This is a genomic window from Actinoplanes awajinensis subsp. mycoplanecinus (assembly GCF_001509495.1).
GTDB lineage: Bacteria > Actinomycetota > Actinomycetes > Mycobacteriales > Micromonosporaceae > Actinoplanes > Actinoplanes palleronii.
Genome location: NZ_LLZH01000097.1, coordinates 219,597 through 238,390 on the forward strand (window position 1 = coordinate 219,597; position 18,794 = coordinate 238,390).

General features: G+C 72.3%; 18 protein-coding genes. 7 read left to right on the forward strand and 11 right to left on the reverse strand.

Annotation, left to right across the window (positions count from 1 at the left end; all coding sequences use genetic code 11):
* The first annotated feature begins 207 nt into the window (after positions 1-207).
* Both ADL15_RS14270 and ADL15_RS14275 read left to right on the forward strand, forming a co-directional pair.
* Positions 208-918: an ACT domain-containing protein gene (locus ADL15_RS14270; RefSeq protein ID WP_067689652.1), complete on the forward strand. Its 711-nt coding sequence runs from the start codon at positions 208-210 to the stop codon at positions 916-918.
* 87 nt (positions 919-1,005) lie between these two features.
* Complete coding sequence (locus ADL15_RS14275) at positions 1,006-2,052, forward strand: GNAT family N-acetyltransferase (RefSeq protein ID WP_067689655.1); 1,047 nt, start codon at positions 1,006-1,008, stop codon at positions 2,050-2,052.
* 78 nt (positions 2,053-2,130) lie between these two features.
* On the opposite strand, the gene bsaP is transcribed toward ADL15_RS14275, so the two are convergent.
* On the reverse strand, positions 2,131-2,310 hold the full coding sequence (bsaP, locus tag ADL15_RS54150; protein ID WP_394326935.1) for a biotin synthase auxiliary protein BsaP: 180 nt from the start codon (positions 2,308-2,310) through the stop codon (positions 2,131-2,133).
* Positions 2,307-3,302 (reverse strand): biotin synthase BioB, encoded by a 996-nt coding sequence (gene bioB / locus ADL15_RS14280; RefSeq protein ID WP_067689658.1) that lies wholly within the window; start codon positions 3,300-3,302, stop codon positions 2,307-2,309. The genes bsaP and bioB overlap by 4 nt, the downstream gene beginning before the upstream one ends.
* 84 nt (positions 3,303-3,386) lie before the next feature.
* Between bioB and ADL15_RS14285 the strand changes: the two genes are divergently transcribed.
* The 4 genes from ADL15_RS14285 to ADL15_RS14300 all read left to right on the forward strand — a co-directional run bounded on the left by ADL15_RS14285 (position 3,387) and on the right by ADL15_RS14300 (position 7,605).
* The gene (locus ADL15_RS14285; RefSeq protein WP_067689661.1) at positions 3,387-4,523 is read left to right on the forward strand and encodes an 8-amino-7-oxononanoate synthase; all 1,137 of its coding nucleotides are present in this window, start codon (positions 3,387-3,389) and stop codon (positions 4,521-4,523) included.
* 467 nt (positions 4,524-4,990) lie between these two features.
* The gene (gene bioD, locus ADL15_RS14290) at positions 4,991-5,749 is read left to right on the forward strand and encodes a dethiobiotin synthase (RefSeq protein ID WP_067689664.1); all 759 of its coding nucleotides are present in this window, start codon (positions 4,991-4,993) and stop codon (positions 5,747-5,749) included.
* A 378-nt stretch (positions 5,750-6,127) separates the two neighbouring features.
* Positions 6,128-6,880, forward strand: coding sequence for an ROK family protein (locus tag ADL15_RS14295; protein ID WP_067689667.1), 753 nt, complete (start codon positions 6,128-6,130; stop codon positions 6,878-6,880).
* Positions 6,877-7,605, forward strand: a complete 729-nt coding sequence (locus ADL15_RS14300) for an HAD family hydrolase (RefSeq protein ID WP_083971231.1) — start codon at positions 6,877-6,879, stop codon at positions 7,603-7,605. Before ADL15_RS14295 ends, ADL15_RS14300 begins: the two co-directional genes overlap by 4 nt.
* A 10-nt stretch (positions 7,606-7,615) precedes the next feature.
* Here ADL15_RS14300 and ADL15_RS14305 read toward each other — a convergent pair whose 3' ends face one another.
* From ADL15_RS14305 to ADL15_RS14325, 5 genes are all read right to left on the reverse strand, one after another.
* Complete coding sequence (locus ADL15_RS14305; RefSeq protein WP_067689673.1) at positions 7,616-8,332, reverse strand: hypothetical protein; 717 nt, start codon at positions 8,330-8,332, stop codon at positions 7,616-7,618.
* 12 nt (positions 8,333-8,344) lie between these two features.
* Positions 8,345-9,358, reverse strand: coding sequence for a hypothetical protein (locus ADL15_RS14310; RefSeq protein WP_067689676.1), 1,014 nt, complete (start codon positions 9,356-9,358; stop codon positions 8,345-8,347).
* A gap of 14 nt (positions 9,359-9,372) precedes the next feature.
* Positions 9,373-10,362 carry a zinc metalloprotease gene (locus ADL15_RS14315; protein WP_067689679.1) on the reverse strand — a complete coding sequence of 330 codons (990 nt, stop codon included), beginning with the start codon at positions 10,360-10,362 and terminating at the stop codon, positions 9,373-9,375.
* A gap of 246 nt (positions 10,363-10,608) precedes the next feature.
* Positions 10,609-11,499: a LysR family transcriptional regulator gene (locus ADL15_RS14320; protein WP_083971233.1), complete on the reverse strand. Its 891-nt coding sequence runs from the start codon at positions 11,497-11,499 to the stop codon at positions 10,609-10,611.
* Between the two features lie 80 nt (positions 11,500-11,579).
* On the reverse strand, positions 11,580-12,206 hold the full coding sequence (locus ADL15_RS14325; RefSeq protein ID WP_067689685.1) for a class I SAM-dependent methyltransferase: 627 nt from the start codon (positions 12,204-12,206) through the stop codon (positions 11,580-11,582).
* Positions 12,207-12,291: 85 nt separating this feature from the next.
* Here ADL15_RS14325 and ADL15_RS14330 point away from each other — a divergent pair, with 85 nt between their 5' ends.
* Positions 12,292-15,321: a putative bifunctional diguanylate cyclase/phosphodiesterase gene (locus ADL15_RS14330; RefSeq protein ID WP_067689688.1), complete on the forward strand. Its 3,030-nt coding sequence runs from the start codon at positions 12,292-12,294 to the stop codon at positions 15,319-15,321.
* A gap of 142 nt (positions 15,322-15,463) precedes the next feature.
* Here the strand turns inward: ADL15_RS14330 and ADL15_RS14335 are convergent, their stop codons facing one another.
* The 4 genes from ADL15_RS14335 to ADL15_RS14345 all read right to left on the reverse strand — a co-directional run bounded on the left by ADL15_RS14335 (position 15,464) and on the right by ADL15_RS14345 (position 18,780).
* Positions 15,464-16,507 carry an NAD-dependent epimerase/dehydratase family protein gene (locus tag ADL15_RS14335; protein ID WP_067689691.1) on the reverse strand — a complete coding sequence of 348 codons (1,044 nt, stop codon included), beginning with the start codon at positions 16,505-16,507 and terminating at the stop codon, positions 15,464-15,466.
* 113 nt (positions 16,508-16,620) lie between these two features.
* Positions 16,621-16,821 carry a hypothetical protein gene (locus tag ADL15_RS52905; protein ID WP_157441354.1) on the reverse strand — a complete coding sequence of 67 codons (201 nt, stop codon included), beginning with the start codon at positions 16,819-16,821 and terminating at the stop codon, positions 16,621-16,623.
* A 360-nt stretch (positions 16,822-17,181) separates the two neighbouring features.
* Positions 17,182-17,529 (reverse strand): histone-like nucleoid-structuring protein Lsr2, encoded by a 348-nt coding sequence (locus ADL15_RS14340; protein ID WP_067689694.1) that lies wholly within the window; start codon positions 17,527-17,529, stop codon positions 17,182-17,184.
* 531 nt (positions 17,530-18,060) lie between these two features.
* Positions 18,061-18,780 carry an SDR family oxidoreductase gene (locus ADL15_RS14345; protein WP_067689699.1) on the reverse strand — a complete coding sequence of 240 codons (720 nt, stop codon included), beginning with the start codon at positions 18,778-18,780 and terminating at the stop codon, positions 18,061-18,063.
* Positions 18,781-18,794: the final 14 nt, after the last annotated feature.

Sequence of the window (18,794 nt, forward strand, 5' to 3'; positions counted from 1 at the left end):
GAGGGACGTACCCGGAAAACGGGCTGTCCGACACCCGACAGCGAATCGCCGGGGCGAACCCCAGACTGCTTACTCTGAGTTGTGAAATCTGGCATATCCGGCCCGGCTTGACGGCCGGGACACGGCCGTGCAATCGGTCGGAAACGCCGGATGGGCAGGGTGTCCAGCAGGGCGGCGTCACCGGCCGTCCGCGACGGGAGGAGTTTCATGTTGCTGCGGGTTCGAGTCACCCTGCCGGACCGTCCCGGCGCCCTCGGCCAGGTCGCGCGCACCCTGGGTGTGGCCGGCGCGGACATCGTCCAGGTCGTGGTGCTGGAACGACTCGGCGGCCGGGCCATCGACGACTTCACCGTCGTCTGGCCAGGTGCGGCCCGTGTGGAACGCCTCCTCGCCGGGCTGGCCGCGATCCCCGGGGTCCAGGTCGACGGCGTGTGGAAGGCGATCGGCGCCCCGATCAACGGCGGTCACGACGCCGAGCTGCTCGCCCAGGTGGCGGCGAACCCGGCCGACGGCCTGGCCACCCTGGTCGACGCGATGCCCGGGTTGCTCGCCGCGGACTGGGCCGCCGCCGCGGTGGTCCCGGCCGACTGGGCCTCCCGCAACGGCGCCAACGGCGTGGGCAACGAGCCCGCCGTGGCGTACGCGAGCTGGCGCGCCCCGTCCCCGCTGCACCTGCCGGAGGTCACCCCGCTCCGGGCCCGTCCGATGATCGAGCCGGGTGGCCCGCGGTACGCGGTCGCCCCGTTCGGCCGCGGCGGCCTGGTCCTGGTGGTCGCCCGCACCGACGAGGACGACCTGCAGGCGGCCGCGTTCCACGTCACCGAGGTCGACCGGGTGGCTCAGCTGGTGCGTGCCGCGGCGGTGATCCTCGGCGACCGGCTGGACGCCGTGACGCCCGCCACCGCGTCCCAGGTGTGATCGTCGCAACGACAGAAAGCCCAGCTCAGGCAATATCAACGCAACAACGCTGGGGCACTCTTGAGGTAGAGGAAAGGAGTGCCCCGCATGGCGTTGTGGCGGATCCGGGCGACGGTTGACGACCGTCCCGGCTACCTGTCCGTGCTGACCGCGAGTCTCGCCCTGAAATCAGTCAACATCCTCGCCGTCCAGGTGCACACCACCGAGGGCGGCGCGGTCGACGACTTCCTGGTCGACACTCCGGACACGATGACCGAGTCCGATCTGCTGGCCGCGGTCTACAAGGGCCGCGGCCGGGACGCGTTCGTGGCTCGCGCCGAGGCGCAGGGCCTGGCCGATCAGCCGACCCGCGCGCTGGCCCTGGCCGGTCGGCTGGTGCACGAGCCGGAAGCGCTGGGCGAGACCCTGCGGGCCCTGCTCGACGCGACCGACGTGCGCTGGCGCCCGCGGCCCTCGGTCGACCAGCCCGGTGTGCACGGCGGCCGGATGACCCTGGCCGACCCGGCCGGCGGTTCCTACGAGGTGCTCCGCGCCCTGCCCGCGTTCACTCCCGCGGAGTACGCCCGGGCGCAGGCCCTCGTCGAGCTGGCCGCCTCGGTCACCCGCCACCAGCGGGAGAACGTGGCCCTGATGCTGCCGGACGGCGCCGAGGTGACCGTCCGCCCGGCCGGGGCCGAGGACCTGGCCGGCGTCCGTGAGCTGCACGGGAACTGCTCCGCGTTGACCCTGCGCCGGCGCTACCTCAGCGGCGGGCAGCCCGGCGAGACCCGGCTGCGCCGCCTGCTCGAACCGGCCGGCGGGGTGACCCTGCTCGCGGTCGCGCCGAACGGCCGGGTGGTGGCGATGGCCAGCCTGCTCGCCGAGGGCGACCTCGGCGAGGTGGCGGTGCTGGTCGAGGACGTCTGGCAGCGCCGTGGCCTGGGCACCGCACTGCTGCGCCGGCTGCGCGCGCACGCCGAGCGGGGTGGGTTCGCCGCGCTGGTGGCACACACCGGCGCGGACAACGTGGCGATGCTGCGCACCCTGCGCCGGCTCGGCCACGGCCCGATGGACCGGGACGGCGCGCTGGTCAGCGTGACCCTGCCGGCCGCCGGTCAGCCGGTGAGCGACGAGACTCCCGCAACCTCCGGGTAGCGGGTGATCGGGTGGCGGCGGGTACTGGTTCAGGCCCGCCGTCACCCAGAAGAACTCAGCCCGCCGTCGCCCGGAAACTCAGCCCTTACGGGTGCCGTGCTCGACGCACGACGCCGTCCAGCCGGTCGGCACGACCTGCACCTTCATCCGGCGCCGGCAGTCCGGGCAGTACCGCGGCGGCTCCAGCTCGCGCGCCGCGGCACACGCCGCGTGAGCACCCTCGGCGGCGGGGAGCCCGCACCGATCGCAGAACATCAGAACGTCGCCGACAGGGACTTGACCGGCATCTTCAGGTCCTGCAGCAGCTCCAGGTCGGCGGTCGCCGGGCGGCCCAGCGTGGTCAGGTAATTGCCGACGATCACCGCGTTGATGCCGCCGAGCAGGCCCTCCCGCGTACCCAGGTCGCCGAGCGTGATCTCGCGCCCACCGGCGTACCGAAGAATGGTCTTGGGCATCGCCAGCCGGAAGGCGGCGATCGCGCGCAGCGCGTCCTTGCCCTCCACCACCGGCTGGTCACCGAGCGGCGTGCCGGGCCGGGGGTTGAGGAAGTTCAGCGGGACCTCGTGCGGGTCGAGCTCGGCCAGCTGCGCGGCGAACTCGGCGCGCTGCTCGATCGACTCGCCCAGGCCGAGGATGCCGCCGCAGCAGACCTCCATGCCGGACTCGCGGACCATCTTCAGCGTGGACCAGCGCTCCTCCCACGAATGGGTGGTCACCACGTTCGGGAAGTGCGACTGGCAGGTCTCCAGGTTGTGGTTGTACCGGTGCACGCCCATCTCGACGAGCTCGTCCACCTGCTCCTGGGTGAGCATGCCGAGGCTCGCGGCGACCTGGATGTCGACCGCTTCCTTGATCGCCTTCACCCCGGCGCGCATCTGCTCCATCAGCCGCTTGTCCGGCCCGCGCACCGCGGCCACGATGCAGAACTCGGTGGCGCCGGTCGCCGCGGTCTGTTTCGCGGCCTCCACCAGGGACGGGATGTCCAGCCAGATGGCACGCACCGGTGACGAGAACAGGCCGGACTGCGAGCAGAAGTGGCAGTCCTCCGGGCATCCGCCGGTCTTCAGCGAGATGATCCCCTCGACCTCGACCTCCGGGCCGCACCACTTGATCCGCACGTCGTGGGCCAGCTGCAAGAGCTCGGGGAGGGCCTCGTCGGGAAGACGCAGGATCTCCAGGATCTCGGCCTGGTCTAGGCCGACGCCGTCGGCGAGGACCCGGGCACGGGCCCGGTCGAGGATCTGAGACATGTCCGTACCCTACAGAGTTCCCGGCCCGGCAGAACTGTCGGTGGGGAGTGGTAGTTTCCGGTTCTCGTGATCTCTGGGGGCGTTTTGGCGGACTGGTTGGGGTCGCTCGATCGCCTGGCCCGTGAGCGGGCCAAGGCGGGGCTCACCCGTCAGTTGCGGCCGCGACCGGCCGGCGACCAGGTCGTCGACCTGGCCGGAAACGACTACCTGGGGCTTGCTGATCATCCTGCGGTGGTCGCCGCGGCCAGGCAGGCCCTTGACGCGTACGGGCTGGGAGCCACCGGATCGCGCCTGGTCCGCGGCAGCACCGACGCGCACGCCGCGCTGGAGTCCGCACTGGCCGGTTGGCTCGGCGCGGCCGGCGCCCTGGTCTTCTCCTCGGGCTACCTGGCCAACCTGGCCGTGCTCCGGGCCGCCGCCGCGGTCTGCGACCTGGTGGTGTCCGACGCGTTCAACCACGCGTCGCTGATCGACGGCTGCAAACTCGCCGGCTTGCCGGTGGTGGTCGCCCCGCACAACGACCCGGCCGCCGTCGCCGCCATCCTCGACGCGCATCCGGGCCGGACCGCCGCCGTGGTCACCGAGTCGGTCTTCTCCGTCGACGGCGACCTGGCCCCGCTCGCCGAGCTGCACGCGGTCACCTCGGCCCGCGGCGCGCTGCTGATCGTCGACGACGCGCACGCGCTCGGCCTGCTCGGCCCGTCCGGCGCCGGGGGCGTCGTGGCGGCCGGCCTGGCCGGGCAGCCCGACGTGCTGGTCACCGCGACGCTCTCCAAATCGCTGGGCGGCGCCGGGGGGGTGGTCGCCGGCGCCCAGCCGGTGATCCGGCACCTGATCGACACCGGTCGCACCTTCATCTACGACACCGCCCCGCCGCCGTCCGTGGTGGCCGGGGTGCACGCCGCGATCGGGGTCGCCCGGGCAGCCGGCGACCGCCGGGCGATCCTGTTCGAGCGCGGCGCCCGGATCGCCACCCGTCTGCGCGCGGCCGGCTTCGTGGTCACCGGCCCGGCCGCCGGGGTGCTCTCGGTGCCGGCGCCCGGCCCGGAGGCCGCGCTCGCCTGGGCCGCGGACTGCCGGGACCGGGGCGTGGCGGTCGGCTGCTTCCGCCCGCCGTCGACCCCGGACGGCAGCTCCCGCCTGCGGCTGACCGTCAACGCGGGTGTGCCCGAGGCGGACTTCGCCCGGGCTCTGAACGTGATCGTGGAGTGCGCCCCGTGAACGCCCAACAGCCCCGGACCGTCCCCTCCTACTCGGGTGTGGCGGTGACCCCGCTGCCACGGGGCTGGCGCAGCGGCGGGCACGGGCTGCCCGGCACACCACCGGCGCGAGAGCTCGACCCGGACGACCCGCTGTACGCGCACGGGGGTGGACACCTCGGGGACGCGGGGCGGGGTGTTGGCGTACCGTCGCAGGGTGTGACCGCGCCGCCCGCCGACCCTGAGCCCGCCCCGGCCGACCCCTCCGCCGCCTCCGGTTCGCCGGATTCCGCGGGGTCTGCGCCAGGGGCCGCTGGTTCCGCCGGCACCGCGCCGCCCGCCGCCGGGTCCGACCCGCCGTCCGACTCGCCGGGTGCGGGGTCCGATTCCCCCGGCGCCGAGACTGCCTCGCCGGGTGCCGGGTCTGATTCCCCCGGCGCCGAGCCTGCCTCGCCGGGTGCCGAGCCCGCGGCGGTCGAAGAGTCCCCGATGGAGGGGCCGGCTCCGCGCCGGATCGCCGACCCGATCGAGTGGCACGGGATCGTCCTGGTGACCGGCACCGACACCGAGGTCGGCAAGACCATCACCACTGCCGCGGTGGCCTCCGTGGCACAGTCCGCCGGTCTGCGCGTCGCGGTGATCAAACCCGGTCAGACCGGCACGATCACCGGTGCACCGACCGACGCCGAGGTGATCACCCGGTTGGCCGGCCCGGACACCGTCCGCACCCTTGCCGAATACCCCGAGCCCCTCGCCCCGCTGGCCGCCGCCCGGGTCGCCGAGCTGCCGCCGCTGGAGCTCTACGACGTGGTCGACGCGATCCGTGCCGAAGCCGACAAGCACGACCTGGTCCTGGTCGAGGGCGCGGGCGGCCTGCTGGTGCCGATGGGTCTCCGCCCGTCCGGCGACGCCTGGACCTTCGCCGACCTGGCCACCGCGCTGGGCGCGAACGTCCTGGTGGTCGCCCGGGCCGGCCTCGGCACGCTGAACCACACCGCGCTCACCCTGGAGGCCCTGGCCCGCCGTGGCGTCTCCGCCAAGGTGATCCTCGGCGCCTGGCCCGCCGACCCCGAACTCGTCCACTGGGCCAACCTCAGCGACCTGGTCCCGCACCTGGTCGGCGCCCTGCCGTCCGGCGCCGGAACGATGGACCCGGGCGTCTTCCGCCGCTCCGCCCCGGGCTGGCTCACCCCGGCCCTGCACGGCGTCCTCGACAACTGGCGAGTCTGGGCCGAAGAGTCCAACTGACCCTCCGCCGTAGCGACCCCGCGTGGGGACTTTGGGTGCGCAGCGCACCGCAACTCCCCACGCAAGGCTGCGGCGGTTCGGGCGTGGGGACTTTGGGTGCGGAGCGCACCGCAACTCCCCACGCAAGGCTGCGGCGGTTCGGGCGTGGGGATTTTGGGTGCGGAGCGCACCGCAACTCCCCACGCAAGGGCTGCGGCGGGTCGGGAGGCGCGTGGCGGTCGGGGGTGGCTGCGGTCTCGCGGCGGCCTCACGGGCGGGACTCGGCTTGTAGCCTGCGGACGGGCGCTCCGTATTCGTACGAAAAAATGAAAGGCCGAAGGCGGGTGTGTCCCGGCACAATTGCGGTGCGGGGAGGTGGTTCGCGTGCAGACTGGCCGGGTGGCTTTCACGCTGACGATCGACTGCGGCGGCGGCGGGATCAAGGGTTCGGTGCTGGATGAGGCGGGCACCATGCGGGCCCACCCGATCCGGGTGCCCACGCCCTATCCTCTGCCGCCTGACCTGTTCGTGAAGACGCTCGTCGCGCTCGCCGAGCAGCTGCCGAACGCGGATCGGGTCACGGTCGGGATGCCCGGCATGATCCGGCACGGGGTGGTGGTGGCGACGCCGCACTACGTGACCAGGAGCGGGCCACGCACCAAGGTGGACCCGGAGCTGCTCGAGGCGTGGCGCGGGTTCGACGCGCGGACCGCGCTGGCCGAGGAGTTCGGGCTGCCCACGCTGGTGCTCAACGACGCCGAGGTGCACGGCGCCGGTGTGGTCGCCGGCACCGGCTGCGAGCTGGTGCTGACCCTCGGGACCGGGCTGGGCTGTGCGCTCTTCGACGGCGGCGAGCTGGCCCCGCACCTGGAGATGTCCCAGGCCCCGGTGCGCTGGGGGATGTCCTACGACACCTACATCGGTGAGCACGAGCGCCGCCGGCTCGGTGACGCGCTCTGGTCCCGCCGGGTCCGCAACGTGATCGAGGGGTTCCGGCCGGTCTTCCTCTGGGACCGGGTCTATCTGGGCGGCGGCAACTCCCGGCTGATCACCGCGGCGCAGCTCGCCCGGATGGGTGACGACGTGGTGGTGGTGCCGAACACGGCCGGCATCGTCGGCGGGGTGCGCGCCTGGACGCTGGGGCAGCGGTGATCCCGGCCGCGCTGCTGCTGGACTTCGGCGGGGTGCTCGCGGATGCCCGCGACTCCCGGCGGATCGCCCCGCCCGAGCTGGTGCTGCGGATCTTCAACCTGGTCCGGGGCGCGCTGCAGCCGGGCGAGATCCAGCGGGGCCTCACCGACGGGGCCGAGGCCTACTCCCGGTGGCGGGACGAGGACTGGCCGGACGAGTTGCCGCAGGCCGAGGTCTGGGAACGGTTCGTGATCCGGGGCTGGCCGCCGGCCGCGCAGGTGCCGGTCCGGGGCGCGGTGGCCAAGCTCAGCTACGACTGGGCCTGGCGCGACGACTGGGAGCTGCGGCCGGGCATCCCGGAGGCGCTGGCGGCGTACACCGCGGCCGGGGTTCCGCTGGCCGTGGTCAGCAACACGCTGTGCGGGGCCGCGCACCGGGACTTCCTGGCGAAGGCCGGGGTCGGGCACCTGTTCGCGGTGCAGGTCTACAGCGACGAGGCCGGTGTCCGCAAACCCAACCCGCAGATGATCTGGAACGCCACCGACGCGCTCGGTGTGCCGCCGTCCGGGTGCTGGTTCGTCGGGGACAGCCGGCGCCGGGACGTGGCCTGCGCCCGGCGCGCCGACGTGGGCCGGGCCGTCCTGATGCCGTCCGGCCGGGTCGACCCGGACGACCCGGTGCTCAGCCCGGAACCGGACGTGACCGTCGAGGACGGCCACGCCCTGGCCCAGTTGATCTTGCAATAGGCGGGCGGGTCTAGATGACCGCCACCGACGCGTCGAACCGGCCCGCCAGCTTCTTGTCGATCGCGGCACGCACCTTGCCGAACGTCTGTTCGTTCAACGTGGACGCGGTGTACGACACCTGGATCTTGGCTTGTTCCCCGAAGTCGTGCGTCACCAGGCGCGCGACGTACTCCGGGGTCTCGAAGGTCACGCCCAGCACCTGCAGGCCGACGGTGCCGTTCTCCGCCTCGTCGGCCAGCGCGACCTGGAGGTTGCCGATCCCGCCGGAGTGACTCGGGCACTCGAACACCAGGTTCGCGGCCAGCCCCGGGTTCGCGGCGAAGGACTGGAACGCCCCGGCGACCGCGGCCGTCTCACCCGGCTCGTTGCGTTCCTTGAACGAGTCGGCGGCCACGTCGCCGATGGTGAAGTGCGCGGTGGACGCCCGGAACCGGCTGGACCGGCTGCTCGCCGACACCACCCAGCCGACCTGCTCCAGGGTCTTCTGATACGTGCCGTACCAGGTGGTGGCGTCCCGGTGCCGGTCGGCCTTGGCGTTCGCGGCCAGCTGCGCGAGCAGCAGGCACTGCAGCACGTCCCGCTTGTGCGCGGTGGAGGTGGCGGCGGAGAACACCGCCACGCACCCGGAGACCACCGCGGCCGAAGCCGCGGGGCCGTCCAGGTCGACCGACCCGTCCAGGACCGGGCCGATGTCGAGGTCACGGACGAAGGAGCGCAGGTCGGACATGGGTACGCCGCCTCAGACGTCGGACAGCTCGAGGCCGCCGATGAAGTTCAGGCCGCGGTTGCCGAGCTTGTCGAGGATGGACTGCCGGAGCCGGTCGTACACCTGGTCGTTGAGCACCAGGGTGGTCCGGGTCGCCTGCAACGTGGTGCTGGCGCTGCGGAACTTGAACCAGAGCACGTCGGTGACCTGCTCGTCGGTCTTGAAGAAGAACGCGTTCAGCTTCAGCGACACGATCCCCGCGGAGCTCTCGCCGACCGAGCTGATCTGGAAGTTGCCGGACCGGTTGTCGCTGGAGTTGCGGCGGAAGATCTGCAGCCGCCGGTCGTCCGAGCGCAGGCTCTGCAGGGCGTCGAAGGACGCCTTGGCGAGCTCGACCTGGGTCGGTGTCAGGATCGCCGCGATCACCTTGAGTACGGCCTGGTCCATGCTGAACCGCGCGTCCTTCGAGCGCAGCCCGAAGAACGAGAACTCCGGTACGACGAAGCCGACGTTCTCCAGCACCTTCCCGTAGAACCGGGTCCAGTTGATCGGGTCCTGCTCCCGGTCGAACTTCGCGTTCGCCGCGAGTTGGGCGAGCAGGGTGGCGTTCAGGATGTCGAACAGGTGCTGGCCCCTGATGCCCTCGACGAAGGTGGGCACGCTGTTGCCGTCCACGGCGCCGACCGGTTCGGTGGTCGGCTCGTCGATCTCGATCTCCTCCAGGGGGTCCTCGCCCTCGGTGAGCCCGGCCAGGCCGTACTCGCGGGCCACGTTCACCGGCACCATCCGGTATCCGGGTACGGACATGTCGCCGTAGCTGGGGATCCGCAGGCCGTCGACGTACTGCAGGCCCATGTCGGTGCGCATGTCCAGGTAGCGCTGGTCGTCGAGCTGTTCGCGCAGGGTCGCCTCGGGGTCGGTCACCGGGCGGCGGTCGGTCGACTTGGCCGGCAGGTAGCTGCGGCGCTGGGCCGGGGCGGCCGAGGTTGGCGCCGAGGTCTGGCTGTCGGTGGTCGCCGGAGTGCTGGTCTCGCTGATGGTGGTCATCTCTGATCAACCTTTCAGGGCTTCAGGAGCTGGAAGCGGTTGAGGGGCGGGCCGTAGAGGAACTGCGAACCGGCGCGGTCCACCTCGGTGATCGCCAGGGCCCGCGAGCCGACACCGCCGCAGAAGTAGTGCATGACCGAGTGCGGGTCGTACGCGGTCAGGTCGAACGTGCCGGTCATGTCCTCGTCCGGGCAGACCTGCGGCGCGCCGGACCGGGTGTGCTCGTGCCGGAAGCCGAGCACGTGGCCCAGCTCGTGCCGCAGCACGCCGACGCGGTTGTACCCGGTGGTGCTGAAGTAGGAGGGGTCGATCAGGACCCGGCGCCGGCTGACCGGGTCGTTGGGGAAGAACGCCGCGGCGATGAACGTCCCGCCGGTGTCGATGTGCCGGACCGGGAAGACCACACCCGGCGGGCGCAGGCTGTCGCTGTCGTCGGCCTTCTTCACGTACTCGAAGTCCACCCCGCAGACCGCGGCCCAGTCCTCGGTGGCCCGGAGCATGTTCTCGACGATCTCGGTGTACCACTCGTGCTCGGGGAACGTCTGGCGCAGCACGCAGTAGCGCAGGACCGTGCCGGGCGCCCAGCGCACCAGCTTGCCGCCGTCCACGATGCCGACCAGCGCGCTGGTCGCGGCACCGTACTGGTGGACCTGAGCGGTCTGCAGCCCGGCCTTCTCGAACAGCAGGGTGGTCTCCCGGTGCCCCTGCAGGACCCGCTGCGCCTCCCGGTAGATGTGGAACTGGTCCTCGTCGAGCAGGATGTCGCCCTCGACCCGGTGGAACGCCTCGCCGTCGACCCAGACCGATGGCGGTCCGCTGGTGGCCTTCTGGCGCGCGGGACGCTTGCTCGCCGGTTCCGGAACCGGCATGTCCCGCGGTTTGGTCACCACCGGGGTTTCGAGATCGTCCAGGTCGAAGACCTGGATGTCCTCGCCGGCCGGCTCCGGCTCCGGGGCCTTCCGGGGCGGTCGTTTACCGCCCTTCCCGCTCGGTGTCTTCGGCATGGTGGAGCCTCCTGAACAGATCTGTCATCTGAGCGTGGTCCCGGAGTTGGTCGCCCCCGACGACCCAGAGCGGTTCACCGTCCACGCGGACGGTGCGGAACCGCGCGATCCAGGCCTGGAATCCGGGAGTCGCCTCCACCGGTTCGCCTTCTGGCCGGCTGGGCACCGGTCCAGTTAACGAAAGGGTGCGGCGGCCGGAAAGTGCCGATTCCCGCACGGCTCATCAGCGGTCGTGATAACCGCAGGTCACAGCCACCCGCGGTCGCGCGACAGGGCCCGGGCGCAGGCCAGCACCGAGCCGACCATCGGCGACGGGTCGCCCTCGCGCCAGAGCACCGACCACGGGTACGGCGCGGCCGGCGCCGAGAGCGGCCGCCAGGCCAGCCCGGACGGCTCCGGCAGGCACGAGGCCGGCGCGCAGAGCAGGCAGCGGCCCCGGCGGACCAGGTCGGCGCCGGCGTTCACGCTCTCCACGGTCCCGCGGTAGAACGTCGGCGGGAACCCCACCGACCGGCACAGGTCGGTGATGAAACGGCGCAGGTCGGCGGTCCGGCGTCGTTCCGCCATCAGCAGCGGCTCTCCTTCGAGCCGGCCGACCGGCACCGCGGGCATCTCGGCGAACCGGTGCCCGGGCAGCATCAGCACGCCCATCGGGTCGAGGCGCAGCAGCTCGGCGGCGATGCCGACCGGCGCCATCGTGGCCCGGCCCACCGCCACGTCCAGCACCCCGTCCAGGAGCAGGTCGAACTGTTCCCAGGCGCCCGCCTCGACGGTGTGCACCTCGAGGTCCGGGTGCTGCTCCTCGAGCCGGCGCAGGATGCACGGCATCGACTCGTAGCTGGCGTCGACGATCCCGGCGCGCAGCCGGCGCACCGGCCGGGCGGCCCGTTGCGCGGCGGCCGTGGCCCGGTCGAGGTGCAGCAGGACGCGGCGGGTCTCGGCCAGGAACGCCCGGCCGGCCGGGGTCAGATGCACGTGGTGGGTGTCCCGCTCGATCAGGACGACGTCCAGCTCGCGTTCCAGCCGTTTCAGGCTCTGACTCAGCCCGGACTGGGCGACCCGTTCCCGGGCGGCGGCCCGGCCGAAATGCAATTCCTCCGCGAGGGCGGCGAACATTCTGAGCTGGCGCAGTTCCATGGCGGTACCCCGGGTCCAGCCAAAGCGACGGGGCACCGGGGCGCTGTCGGGAATCCGACAGGCGAAATGCCAGCAAAAGGTCAGACAACCTGCCAAACGGTGGTCCGGCGGACGTCGACGCTCTCCAGCGCCTTCGAGACCGGTACGTCGTATGTGGCCCGCTTCAGCAGCCCCATCGGCAGATAGGCCCGGCCCGGGTCACCGACCAGCACCAGCGAGCCCCGGCCGGCTGCCCGGCGCAGGTACGGCAGCACCCGCCCGGCCATCTCCCGGCTGTAGAAGACGTCACCGGCCAGGATCACCCCGTACCGGTCGTCGGTGTCCAGCAGGTCGGCCTCGACGGTGCGCACCTCGACCCGGTTGTCCTCGGCGTTGGCCGCGGCGGCCGCCAGCGACAGCGGGTCGATGTCGTTCGCGGTCACCGGCCGGGCACCGGCCTTCGCCGCGGCGACCGCCACCAGGCCGGAGCCGGTGGCCAGGTCGAGCACGCTGCGCCCGGCGACCAGCTCCGGGTCGTCCAGGATGTGCCGGGCCAGCGCCTGCCCGCCGGCCCAGGCGAACGCCCAGAACGGCGGTGGCTGCTCAGGACCGGCCGCCTCGGTGGCCTCCCAGAGCGCGATCGGCTCCTCGGCCTGCCGGAGGTTGATCTCCGGGACGAACGGGACCGGTGCGAGCACGGTGTGGGCGCGTACGAACTCGAGGAGCACCAGACGATTGTGCCCTTTCGCTCAGATCCGTGATCCTGGGGCCGATCAGTACGTCGCAGCGGATCGAGGTCGGGGAGGCAGCGGGATGCCCACGCGGTGGCCGGCCGCCCTCTTCGGCGCCTGGATCGTGGTCCTCGGCGTGGTGTATGGCCTGGAACCCGCCCTGCACGGCTGGCTCTGCCTGATCGGCGGCCTGTCCGCGTCCGGCGCCGTGCTGCTCGGCACGTACCGCAGCCAGCCGGACGACCGGGTGCCGTGGTGGCTGCTCTCCGGCGCGGCCCTGCTCTCCGGGCTCGGTGGCGCGCTCGCCTCGGCGCCCGCGTTCCTCACCCAGTGGCTGGGCTGGCTGGACTCGGCCGGCGTCGCGCTGCTGCTGATCTCCTACCCGGTGCTGGCGTTCGCGCTGGCCGGGTTCGTGGCCCGGCGCACCGGCGCGTCCCGGGACGTGCCCGGTCTGCTCGACGCGCTGATCGTCACGTCCGGGGTGGCGCTGCTGATCTGGACGTTCGTGGTCGGCCCGCAGCTGGACGGCGACTTCAGCGTTGGCCCGGAACTCGCCATGCCGGTCGGTGACCTGCTCTGCCTGGGACTGCTGATCCGGCTGGCCACGGTGCCCGGCCGGCTGGTCGCCTCCGGGTACTGGCTGGGCGCCGGCACCGGCGTGATGCTGATCGCCGACGTGGCCCGGGAGTCCGCGTACGGGCAGCTCGCGCTGTACGCCACCGCCGGGATGGCCGCGCTGATCCCGTCGATGGCCGAGCTGACCCGCCCGTCGGTGGTGCCGGCCGCCGAGACCAGCCGGGGGCGGCTCGCCCTGCTCGCGGTCGCCGCGCTGGCCGCGCCGGCCGTACTGATGGTCAAGCTCTTCCAGGACAGTCAGGTGGCCGGGTTGTTCCTGGTCGCCGCGCTGAGCCTGCTGATGGTGATGCTGGTGCTGGCCCGGATGTCCGGGATCATGACGAGTCACGGGCAGGCGTTGGCCCGGGAGCGGGCGCTGCGCGAGGCCTCCGCGGCGCTGGTCTCGGCGGCCGACGCCGAGGCGGTCGGGCTCGCGGTCCGGACCACGGTGGCCCAGCTGCTGCCCGGCGACGTGCCGCACGGCGTGGTGCTGGCGATCAGCATCGCGCAGCCCGAGCAGCCGGCCCCGGAGGCCGCCGCGCAGGCCGCGGTGGACCGGGCCACCGGCACCTCGGGCCGGGTGGTGCAGACCCGCGACGTGGACTGGGCGGTCTCGGTCCGGCTCACCCAGTTCGCCGAGACGCTGCGCTGCCCGATGGTGCTGCCGGACCGGCCGACCGGCGACCCGCTCGTCGGTGTGCTGCACGTGGGCGCGCCGAGCTGGGCGCTGCGCGAGCTGCAGCGGTCGGTGGAGGTGCTGGCCGGGCAGGTGGCGCTGGCCCTGGAGCGGGTCGCGCTGAGTCACGAGGTGGCCCAGCGCAACAGCGAGATGTACTTCCGGACGCTGATCCTGAACACCGCCGACGTGATCACCATCGTCGATCACGACGACCGGATCCGGTACGCCAGCCCGTCCGCGCTCGGCGTCTTCGGGGCCGACCCGACCGGGGTGCGGGTCACCGACGTGATGCACGAGGGTGACCGGGACCGGCTGGCCGGGGTGCTGGACGCGGCCCGGGCCGGCGAGTTCGACCAGCAGCAGTTCGACTTCCGGGCGGTGGGCGTCCGGCGTACCGAATTGCTCCTCGAACTGCACTGCCGTGACCTGCGCGCGGACCCCAGCGTGGCCGGACTGGTGATCACCATGCGGGACGTCACCGAGCAGCGCAAACTCGAGCGCGAGCTCACCCACCAGGCGTTCCACGACGCGATGACCGGCCTGGCCAACCGGGTGCTCTTCCACGACCGGCTCCAGCACGCCCTGGCCCGCAGCGCCCGGGACGGCTCGGTGGTCGGCGTGCTCTTCATCGACCTGGACGACTTCAAGATCGTCAACGACACGCTCGGCCACGCGATCGGCGACCAGCTGCTGATCGAGGTGGCGCACCGGCTGGCCGCCTCGCTGCGCGCCGACGACACCGCGGCCCGGCTCGGCGGCGACGAGTTCGCCGCGCTGATCGAGAACGCCGACGACCCGGGCGCGGTGGAGGAGACCGCGAACCGGATCCTGGCCGCGCTCGGCACGCCGATCGACACCGACGCCAAGCCGCTGTACGCGATGACCAGCATCGGCATCACCACCACGCTCGAGGCGACCGACTCGGCCGAGCTGCTGCGCCAGGCCGACCTGGCGCTCTACGTGGCCAAGGGCGCCGGCAAGAACCAGTGGCGGCGCTACCAGCGGCACCTGCACGACGAGATGGTGGAGCGCCTGGAGCTGCGCTCGGCGCTGGACCACGCGGTCAACGAGGGCCACTTCCTGCTGCACTACCAGCCGATCGTGGACCTGCCCACCGGCGCGGCGGTCGGCTTCGAGGCACTGGTCCGCTGGCACCACCCGACCCGTGGCGTGATCACCCCGGACCAGTTCATCGAGGTGGCCGAGGAGAGCGGGCTGATCGTGCCGATGGGCCGCTGGGTGCTGGAGGAGGCGCTGCGCACGGTCGCCGACTGGCGGCGGATCCTGGCGCCCGCACCCGCCCCGTACATGAGCGTGAACGTCTCGGTCCGCCAGTTCCGCGAGCCCGGCTTCGTCGACCAGGTGCGTGCCGCGCTGCACCACACCGGTGTGCCGCCGGAGTCGCTGATGCTGGAGATCACCGAGACGCTGCTGATGAAGGACGACGAGCAGCAGGTCTGGGCCGACCTCGGCACGCTGCGCGAGATGGGCATCCGGATCGCCATCGACGACTTCGGCACCGGCTACTCCTCGCTCGGCTACCTGCGCCAGCGCCCGATCGACGTCGTGAAGATCGACAAGACGTTCATCGACGACATCGTGGTCAGCGCGCAGCCGCTCGCCCTGGTCGGCGGGATCATCAGCCTGGCCCGGTCCCTGCAGATGACGATCGTGGCCGAGGGGATCGAGGACGTGGCCCACCGGGACGTGCTGCTGCAACTGGGCTGTCCGCTCGGCCAGGGTTTCCTGTTCTCCAGTCCGCTCGGCCCCACCGAGGTCCTCGCCTGGATGCGCGCCAGCACGTCGGTCGCCGTCTGACCGCTTCGTTTTTTTACGGTACGAACAATCGAGCGCCCGTCCGTAGGCTACGAGCCGAGTCCCGCCCGTGAGGCGACGCGACACCCGCGCCGCACCGGACCGCGGCGCGTCTCCCGGTCGTCGGCTGGCTCTGCGGGGTGCCTCAGACCTTTCGTGACACCCCTGACAACCAGCCGGGCCCACCCGCCGGCCGCCCGGCCCGCCTGGCCTGCCCGGCCCGCCCGGCCCGCTCGGTCAGCCCCGCGACCGCCTCGTGCAGGGCGCTCACCGCGTTCGTCCGGGGCCGCCAGCCGAGCTGCTCGGCGGCGCGGTCACAGCACATCAACGGCGCCTTCAAGGCCAGCCGGACCCATCCGCGATCGACAGGTTGCAGACGCAGCAGCCAGCTCAGCGCGGCCGCGCCCTCCAGGGCGAACCCGGGAACCGGCACCGCCACCCCGTGGAACGCCCGGGCCAGCGCCGCCGGATCGAGCACCGGCCCGGCCGCGATGTTGAACGCGCCGCGCACGTCGGCGCGCAGCACCCGCAGGTAGGCGTCGGCCAGGTCGTCCGCGTGCACCGCCTGCAGCCGCAGCCCGGGGTGGGCCGGCAGCACCGGCACCCGGCCGTACCGCAGCAGCCGGGCGGGCACCAGCGGGCCGGTCTCGGTCCCGGCGTCCCGCTGAAAGATCAGTCCCGGTCGCAGCCGGACCACGCGCAGCGTCGGGTGATCCGACTCGATCTCGTCGAGCATCCGTTCGACGAGCGCCTTGTGCCGGCTGTAGGACGACTCCGGGATGCCGGTCCGCAGCCAGGTCTCCTTCACGTACGCCCATTTCGGCCCGGGCGCGTACACCCCGACCGAGGACGCCTGCACCAGCGTGCCGACCCCGGCGCGCAGCGCGGCCCGGAACACCGTGCGGCTGCCCAGCACGTTCGTCCGGTACAGCTGCCGGGCGTCGTGGCTCGGCTGGATCTGCCAGGCCAGGTTCACCACCGCGTCCACGCCGGCGAAGATCTGGGTGAGCCGGGCCTGCGCGTCGTCCCGGCCGATGTCCACCGAGTGCCACTCCAGGCCGGCGTGCGGGCTGCCGTCCTCCGGGAGGCGCCGGGCGACCCCGATCACCTCGACGCCGGGTTCGTTGCGGAGACGGCGCAGCAGCGCGGTACCGGCGTTACCGGTCGCGCCCACGATGACGACACGCATGCTGGACGGCGTACCCGCACCGGCCGCGTCGAATCGGTTTCCCGCCGCCATTCCGGTGTTTCACCGGCTGCGCCGGTCCGGTGGCGACAGGTCGGCCCGGTACCGGCCCGGCGTCACGATTTCCGGTTCGCCTTTAAAATTTCCGGTACGACCCGGGCTACGCCTTCGATCGTCCCGCCTCCACCGGCGGTGATCCGCTCGGTGGCAGTGCCCGGATGCCGCCGGCGGCCACTTCTCCCGGTCATTCCGGTTCGCCCGGCGAATTGCCGCCCCGGCACCGATCCCCGCGCTCCCGCCCCGATCTTGGAGATCATGGGGGATCCTTGTTCCGGCAATGATCGGCGGAATCGGCCCGGATCGGCGGCGCCGGCGAGCGCGGATTGACGCCGATCATCCGCGTCCATCTCGTGGGCGAGCGTGCTCGGCGTTCTCCGGCGTCAGGATCGTGACCTGCCCTTTCCCCGTCGCCGTTCCGCGCGGGGCGGTGCTTTCCGCCGGTCGCCGTTCCGTGCGCTTTCCCGGGCGTCCCGTTCCGTACCGGGCCACGCCTCGCCGGCTCCCGTTCCGGCCGCCACGATCGTGAGCAGGGCTTTCACTCCGCCGTGGCCTGCTCTTTCACGCGAAACGGCGCCGCCGGGGAGACCCGGTGGCGCCGTTTCACAGCATGCGGTCAATCAGCGCTTGGCGTGGTACGCCTCGACGACGTTGCTCGGGATCCGGCCACGCTCGGAAACGGGGTAGCCGTTCTTGTTGGCCCACTCGCGAATGGCCTGATTCTGGTCACGGCTGGTCCGGCTGGAGGCGGCCGGCGCGGTCCGGCGGGCAACCGTCGGAGTGACGCCGGAACGGCCCAGCCGGGTGGCCGCGGAGAGGAACGGTTCCAGGGCCTTACGCAGCTTGCCGGCGTTCTTCTCGGACAGGTCGATCGTGTAGTTCACGCCGTCGAGTCCGAATTCGACGGTGCGGTCGGCCTCCCCGCCGTCGAGGTCGTCGGTCAGAAGGGTAATTATCTGCTTGGCCATGTTGTGTTCGCTCCTACAGCGATGTCATTCGGGTGACGGCTGTACGCGAGCGAGGGGCATGCCGCGATTAGTCGTCGTCACATTCATTGTGTCGCGCACATGGCACGCATTGCAAATTGCCTCTCTTGGCATGTCGCAATTCCTCTGCGCATCCGTCCGGGAGCGGAGGGTGGTCGGCGCTGCTCGTAATGGGTCGCCGCAGACCCTTTTCGAACTCGTGAATGTGCGGTAACGTCGCAGCTGGGAGCGCTCCCAGGCCTTCAGGAGACTCGATGAGACGCGCTGTCCGGGTTCTTGCACTGTCTACCCTGGTGGCGTTCGTGATCGCCACCGCGGTGGCGACCGTGCGCCCCGTCCCGCCGGGCACCGCCCCGGCGCCCACTCAGCCCGCGGCTGAGGGTACCCGCACCGGCCCCTGATCCGGTGCCCCTGAATTCGAGCCGCCTCGTCGCCGATTCTCCGGTGCCGGGGCGGCTCGCCCCAACTCCTCGCCCCGCGGGCCCCGCGCCGGATCTGGAGACCGGGCCCGGGTCAGATCAGGAGGCCGCCGGTGGCGCGGATGTTCTGGCCGGTGATCCAGCCGGAGTCCGGACCGGCCAGGAAGGCGACCACCGCCGCCACGTCCTCCGGCTGACCGAGCCGGCCGAGCGCAGTGAAGTCCGCGGTCGCCGCGATAGCCTCCGGTGAGTTCACGCCGCGGAGCATGTCGGTGTCGGTGGCGCCCGGTGAGACCGTGTTCGCGGTGATGCCGCGCGGGCCGAACTCCTTCGCCGCCACCGCGGTGACCTGCTCCAATGCCGCTTTGCTGGCGCAGTAGAGGACCATCCCGGGCCCGGCGACCACGGTGTTCAGCGTGGACACGTTGACGATGCGCCCGCCGTCGCGCAGCAGCGGGCCGGCGGCCTGGACCGCGAGCAGCGGGAACTTCGCGTTGATCGTCATCACCCGGTCGAAGGCCGCCGGGGTGACCTCGGCGATCGTGGTGTGGTCGGCGACCCCGGCGTTGTTGACCAGAATGTCCAGCCCGTCCCGGACCGGTTCGAGGATCGCCGGGAGGGTGGCCGGGTCGGCCTGGTCGCAGCGGACCGCGACGGCGTCGTCGAGTTCGGCGACCAGGCTGTCCGCGGCATCCCGGTCGGAGTGGTAGGTGAAGACGACCCGGGCGCCGTCCGCGGCCAGGCGGCGGACGATGGCCCGCCCGATGCCGCGCGAGCCTCCGGTCACCAGTGCGGTCTTTCCGGTGAGAGTCATAGCGAGGACGCTAG